At 47.0% G+C, this 6,334-nt stretch carries 6 protein-coding genes; 5 read left to right on the top strand and 1 reads right to left on the bottom strand.

What is annotated here, in order from left to right:
• From A8O23_RS14900 to rpiB, 4 genes are all read left to right on the top strand, one after another.
• Positions 1–1,100 (top strand): IPT/TIG domain-containing protein (locus tag A8O23_RS14900; protein ID WP_153042224.1); only part of this gene is annotated, 1,100 nt, incomplete at its 5' end.
• Positions 1,101–1,279: 179 nt separating this feature from the next.
• Complete coding sequence (locus A8O23_RS14895; protein ID WP_066622604.1) at positions 1,280–2,554, top strand: serine hydroxymethyltransferase; 1,275 nt, start codon at positions 1,280–1,282, stop codon at positions 2,552–2,554.
• A 15-nt stretch (positions 2,555–2,569) separates the two neighbouring features.
• Positions 2,570–3,439, top strand: a complete 870-nt coding sequence (gene tatC, locus A8O23_RS14890) for a twin-arginine translocase subunit TatC (RefSeq protein ID WP_066622602.1) — start codon at positions 2,570–2,572, stop codon at positions 3,437–3,439.
• Positions 3,436–3,867, top strand: a complete 432-nt coding sequence (rpiB, locus tag A8O23_RS14885; protein ID WP_066622601.1) for a ribose 5-phosphate isomerase B — start codon at positions 3,436–3,438, stop codon at positions 3,865–3,867. The genes tatC and rpiB overlap by 4 nt, the downstream gene beginning before the upstream one ends.
• A 411-nt stretch (positions 3,868–4,278) precedes the next feature.
• Here rpiB and A8O23_RS14880 read toward each other — a convergent pair whose 3' ends face one another.
• Positions 4,279–5,688 carry a hypothetical protein gene (locus A8O23_RS14880; protein WP_153042223.1) on the bottom strand — a complete coding sequence of 470 codons (1,410 nt, stop codon included), beginning with the start codon at positions 5,686–5,688 and terminating at the stop codon, positions 4,279–4,281.
• Between the two features lie 148 nt (positions 5,689–5,836).
• Between A8O23_RS14880 and rbfA the strand changes: the two genes are divergently transcribed.
• A complete protein-coding gene (gene rbfA / locus A8O23_RS14875; RefSeq protein ID WP_082883085.1) occupies positions 5,837–6,313 on the top strand; it encodes a 30S ribosome-binding factor RbfA in 477 nt (158 codons plus the stop codon).
• The last annotated feature ends 21 nt before the right edge of the window (positions 6,314–6,334 follow it).

Below are 6,334 nucleotides of genomic sequence, written 5' to 3'. Positions count from 1 at the left end.
CTGCGCCTGTGATTTCGACTGTCACCCCGACAAGGGCACCGGTGGGCACCGAGGTGACCGTTACAGGATCTAACTTCTCGACGGCGGCCAACAACGGGAACGTGATCTTCACCGACCCAGCGGGCAACCCCGTTATAGCCGACAACTACAGGATAGAGAACGGCAGCATCCTCTTCAACGTACCGGCGAACGCCGTGTCGGGAAGCTTCATAGTGCAGAACCAGTACGGGAACACCTCCACCCCGTTCACCGTGACCACGCCGATTGTCACCACTTTCAACCCAACAAGAGCACCGATAGGCACTGAAATCATAGTCAAGGGAGCTAATTTTGTATCAGCCGAAGAGGGTGGTAGAATGCAGTTCTATAATAATTCAAATCAACTTATTGACGCAGAGAATTACCAATTTGTTAACCCTAACGAAATAAAAGGAACAGTACCTTCAGAAGCTGCGCCTTCAGGTCAAATAACAATAACAGGTGCAGACGGTCAGGTAACAGCTAGTTCCTCAAATTTTGAGGTGGGTACCCTCCCTGTGGAGCTCGTTGACTTCACGGCCAGCCCGTCCGAAAGGGGTGTGACGCTAAGCTGGGAAACGGCCTCCGAGAGAGACAACGCCTACTTCGAGGTGCAGTCGACCACCGATCTGAAGGGGGGCCAGTTCAAGGCGCTTGGGCAGGTGGACAGCAAAGCGACCAACAGCTCCGTTGCCACTGCCTACAAGTTCGAGGATGCCTCGCCAGCCGGAGGACAGACTTACTACCGACTGAAGCAGGTCGACCTGAACGGCAGCTACGAGTATAGCAAAGTGATTGTAATAGAACGAGGTACCGTGCATAAAGCAAGTACGACAGTAATACCTTTCCCAAACCCAGTTTTGAGCAAACTGAACTTAAACGTGGAGACACAGAAGGCAGGCCAATTAAAAGTGTCTGTTTACCGCACCACCGGGAACAAAGTATTTGAACAAGTGTTCTTCGTTGAGACCGGACGCACTTCTGTTGAAATTCAAGAAGAGCAATTGTCTCTGAGCCCTGGTGTCTATATCTTAACGACTCAGATGCACGGGAAAACAACCCACCACCGAATTGTCAAGTAAGGAAATCTACATATACAGATTATCACCACAAAAGGAGAAGGCATAAGTCTTCTCCTTTTGCATTCATGAATATCACATAAATAAACCTAGCATCTATTTTCTTGCCTCATCCTAAAAGATAAACCATTGGTAATTTGCCGCATTGGCCGTACTTTTGGGCACCCACTAAATTAAAAAGGATGCAACGCGATTCCCACATCTTCGACTTAATACAGCAAGAGCACCAGCGCCAGCTGCATGGCTTAGAATTAATTGCCTCAGAAAACTTTGTATCTGAACAGGTAATGCAGGCCATGGGCAGTGTGTTAACCAATAAATATGCAGAGGGCTTACCTGGTAAACGCTACTATGGTGGCTGCGAAATAGTAGACCAAACGGAGCAATTGGCTATTGACCGCGCCAAAGAACTGTTTAAGGTAGAATGGGTAAACGTGCAGCCACATTCTGGAGCTCAGGCCAATGCCGCCGTTATGTTGGCAGTGCTAAACTCCGGCGATAAAATTCTGGGCTTCGATCTTTCGCACGGGGGCCACTTGACGCACGGTTCTCCGGTGAACTTCTCGGGTAAACTGTACCAGCCAACTTTCTATGGCGTAGAGCCGGAGACTGGTGAGATTGATTTTGAGAAAGTGAAAGAAGTAGCGCAGCGCGAAAAACCAAAATTGATTATATGTGGCGCCTCTGCATATTCCCGCGACTGGAACTACAAATTACTTAGGGAAGCTGCTGATTCAGTAGGAGCTTTATTGTTAGCTGACATTTCTCACCCAGCCGGTTTGATTGCTACCGGATTGTTGAACGACCCGTTTGAACATTGCCATATTGTGACCACTACTACCCACAAAACCCTTCGCGGGCCACGTGGCGGCATGATCATGATGCGCAAAGATTTTGAAAACCCTTTTGGCCTGAAAACCCCGAAAGGTGAAATAAAAATGATGTCTTCTTTGCTAGACGGCGGAGTATTCCCTGGAACGCAAGGTGGCCCATTGGAGCACGTAATTGCAGCCAAAGCAGTGGCATTTTTTGAAGCACTTTCACCATCATACAAAGAATATACTCAGCAAGTGCAGAAGAATGCACAGGTGCTGGCTAAGTCCTTCGTAGACAGAGGCTATAAACTTATTTCAGGCGGAACGGTTAACCACTTAATGCTGATAGACCTTCGTTCAAAAGACTTGACTGGTAAATTGGCTGAGAACACGTTGATCAAAGCAGACATCACCATCAACAAAAACATGGTGCCCTTTGATGACAAGTCTCCGTTTGTTACGTCAGGTATCCGGATTGGCTCGGCGGCTGTAACTACCCGTGGATTAAAAGAACAAGACATGGACCGAGTTGTAGAGTACATTGACCGCGTGCTTATGAACCACGACAATGAGACCATCATTTCTGACACGCGTAAAGAAATTAACCGCTGGATGCAGGAATTCCCGCTGTTCAGCTATTAAGCAACATAACCATACATGGCACAACGTTCTGAAGGGGTGACAGTGAATAGCGGCGAAGAACATGAAATGACCTTTTTGGACCATCTTGAAATTTTAAGATGGCACATTATCCGTTCTGTTATTGCCATAGTTGTTTTTACTGCCTTGGCCCTGTCTAACAAGGAGCTTGTCTTCGGGCAAATAATCCTTGGGCCTTCCAAGACAAGTTTTTTTACCTACCGTAAGCTCTGCGAGATTGGGGCTGCTATCAACTCGCCGGGCTTATGTATACAAGATTTACCTTTTACCCTGCAAAGCCGGGAGCTGTCTGCGCAGTTTACCATGCACTTGACAAGCTCTTTGGTAGTGGGGTTAGTTTTAGGTTTCCCTTATATGTTCTGGGAAATCTGGCGCTTTATAAAACCAGGCTTGTACCCAAGGGAGCAGAAAAACTCAAGAGGAGCTGTCTTCTTTGTATCATTCCTGTTTCTGCTGGGCGCTGTGTTTGGATACTTTATTGTTTCGCCGCTGTCAATTAACTTTTTAGCTTCATATCAGGTAGACCCCAGTATTAAGAATGACATTGATTTGTCTTCTTACGTGTCTATGTTGGTGACGCTGGTGCTTTCTTGTGGTTTAATGTTTGAGCTGCCCATGGTGGTGTTCTTTCTGTCTAGGGTGGGCATAGTTACACCTGAGCTTATGAAACTGTACCGCAAGCATGCTATTGTGGCCATAGCGCTAGTGGCAGCCATACTGTCACCGCCCGATGTACTGAGTATGACGCTGATGGGTATTCCGCTGCTCCTGCTCTATGAGGTAAGTATTCACATCTCCTGGATGGTGCGCAAGCGAGATTTAGCCCGTTTAAATGAACAAGCTTCTGAAGAAATAAGTCAACCATGAAAATAGCTTTAGGCGGCGACCACGCCGGATACCAATACAAAGAAGTACTGAAATCACAGTTAGAGCAGCTAGGTCATGAAATCAATGACTTTGGCCCTTTCTCTGAGACCTCGGTAGACTATCCTGATTTTGTACACCCACTCTCTACCGCCGTAGAAAAGAAAGAGTATGACTTTGGCATATTGATTTGCGGCAGCGGTAACGGAGTAGCTATTACCGCTAACAAGCATGCTGGGGTTAGGGCCGCCTTGTGCTGGAATGCTGAGCTGGCTGGCCTGGCCCGTTCTCACAACAATGCCAATGTACTGTGCATACCAGCTCGTTTTGTTTCAGATCAAGTAGCCCAAGACATGGTTGCCACTTTCCTGACCACTGAGTTTGAGGGTGGCCGTCACCAAAATAGAGTAGACAAAATAGCTTGCCGCTAGCCTTAGGCTGATTCTGCTGAAGAGCAAGAAATCTGTTTTTGGGTCTGTTTTGCTGAAAACAGGCCCAAAACAGATTTCTTGTTTACTATAATTCCAGTTAGTTTTTACCTTCTTCCATAGATTTCCTCTGGCGCAAGCGTCCGCTTGTGTCCGCACGCCTTTTAAATCAGGAATTCCTAAGGACACAAGCGGACGCTTGCGCCAGAAAGTTCTTCATTTTGGAAGGCTCTTTTTACTAGTTATCATAAGGGAATGGTTAAAAGCTTTTTGCTCTAGCGCGGAAGTTACTTCCGTGCCTTGCAAATCAGTAGCCGTTAGTCACGGAAGTAACTTCCGCGCCATAGAAATTCTACAAAAGCCGCTTTAGCCCTGTTTTCAGAAAAACAGAGCTAAAACATATCATTCATTGAGCTACCGTACTCTTTTGTAAAATGGCCCGTCATCTACTTTCTCATAGCGGTTAAAGACAATAGGAAGCTTGTATTGAAGTTCGGGCATGAGATTGACCTGATCTACAATGTAGGCAGGAGGATTTTTCCGGAGATCTTGGAAAATGGTGAAGAGAGAGTGGTATCGGTTTAACCGGCCAAAATAAGGCTGAGCTAGGTCCCAGCGTAGGTATGGTGAGCCCAAATGGTTTCGCTGGTAGAAATTCACGTCAGGACCCAGTACCAAAAGCTGTTTGTTTTGCAAAACCCTGTACTGCGGGGCATCTTTCACTTGTATTGCTTCAGGAGAAATACCTATAGAGGGATAGACCAAATTCAATGGGTTATACCGCATTACTACCACTCCGGCCACAATTACCAGAAAGAATATTTCGGCAATCCAGATCTTCTTGCTTTGCCATGAGAACAGGAACACCCCAAAATATGCCAGAAGCGGCAGCAGCATGATCAGTGTTTTGGCGGAACCATCGTGGCCGCTTAACAACACCAACCCAACTACCAACAACCAAATGAGCATGAACTGCAAAAATCGAGCTTGGTAATTAATGCCCAGGTTCACAAAAGGCAAACTCAGGAATGACAAAAACAGCACTCCCAACGGAATAGCCGCAATCTTCATTACCTGCCAGAACGGAAGCACAAAAGTAAACTTAAACTGCCACGACCATGCCAGACCAAATTCCAAGAACGGTACCAAGGCATCTTGATACATAAAAACAGTAAGCACCACTGAAAACGGGAAGGCAAAACCCGTCAGCATCAGCAAAACGCTTCGGAAGGCGCCGGAGGCAAAAAAGATAATAGCAAAAAAGCCCAGCACCAGAAACCACACCCACGGCAAGTAAAACAGAGCCGCCAAGCCCAACATAAAGCCGGCATTAAACAGACGCCTCACGTTAGAGGCCTCTTTAGAAATAGCGGTTAGAAAGTATACCGCCTGAATAATGAACGTGTAGCCCATAAGTAGCGGCGACAGCACATCCATTTCAAAAAAAATGCTGCCAAAAAGCATGTACAGCAAAGCCGGAACAAAACTTCTCTGGGCAAATACCTGATTCCGGTTGAAAATAGAATTGAGCAGGAATGCCTGGTACATCACCAGAAAAGTGGCAAGCAAGCGATAGGTAAGATAAGAACGGCCAAATAGCGCATCTACGAGCCAATACACCGCCCCTGAGAGCGGAGCCGTGGTGTCATACACATCACGGTAGAGCACAAAACCCTCTTGCAGGCGCTCACCCAGCAGAGCGTAGTGCAATTCTGAGAGCGTGGTGGGCATACCCAACCAAAGGAGCGGAAGCCGGATTAAGAGAAACAGCAGCACCAACACCACCCACCTGGACGGAAACAAACTGCGGAAGAATCGTATCAAAGGAGAACGCGGCTTAGCCACCACTTAAGGCAAAAGACCTAATCAGATGAACCAGTGTAGGCCTCAGCGGCTTTACACAAGCCTATCTGCAAAGTGCGCGGCGGTTTGTGGGGTAAAAATGTGAAATTAATGCGATATTTGCTGAACCATGGATAGTAAACGCCAACAAAAATTCTCTCGTCTTATTCAAAAGGAACTTGCTGAGATCTTTCAGCGTGAGTGTTCCCATTTGTTTCAGAGCACCTATATATCAGTAAGTGGAGTACGCGTGTCGCCAGACTTAGGGGTGGCCAAAGTGCATTTAAGCCTGTTGCTGAGTCCTCAGGGCCGCGATCTGCTCAAAGAAGTTCAGGTACATACCAAGACCATTCGGCATGAGCTGGCTAAGCGCATCAAGAACCAGGTGCGTGTTATTCCGGAGCTAATCTTTTATTTAGACGATACAGCCGAGTACGCCGCCAAAATGGATAAAATTATCTCTGAGCTAGATATTCCCGCCGAATCTAAAGAAGACCCCAGCAACCCGTTTAACCGTGCCGAAGAGGAAGACCTGCCAGAAGAGGAAGATTTTGGAAATGAAGAAGAGGAGGACGAAGACGAAGAAGATTTTCGCCGCCGCCGTTAGCCTTAACAAAGTCCGCTACTA

The organism is Rufibacter roseus, from assembly GCF_001647285.1.
Taxonomy (GTDB): domain Bacteria; phylum Bacteroidota; class Bacteroidia; order Cytophagales; family Hymenobacteraceae; genus Nibribacter; species Nibribacter roseus.
Note: the sequence above shows the minus strand (reverse complement) of the source record. Positions and strands in the feature narration are given on the sequence as shown.

Bases quoted from the DNA above. Each gene is read 5' to 3' on its own strand.
- tatC (WP_066622602.1), top strand. From the start codon at position 2,570: ATGGCACAACGTTCTGAAGGGGTGACAGTGAATAGCGGCGAAGAACAT.
- rpiB (WP_066622601.1), top strand. From the start codon at position 3,436: ATGAAAATAGCTTTAGGCGGCGACCACGCCGGATACCAATACAAAGAA.
- rbfA (WP_082883085.1), top strand. From the start codon at position 5,837: ATGGATAGTAAACGCCAACAAAAATTCTCTCGTCTTATTCAAAAGGAA.
- A8O23_RS14895 (WP_066622604.1), top strand. From the start codon at position 1,280: ATGCAACGCGATTCCCACATCTTCGACTTAATACAGCAAGAGCACCAG.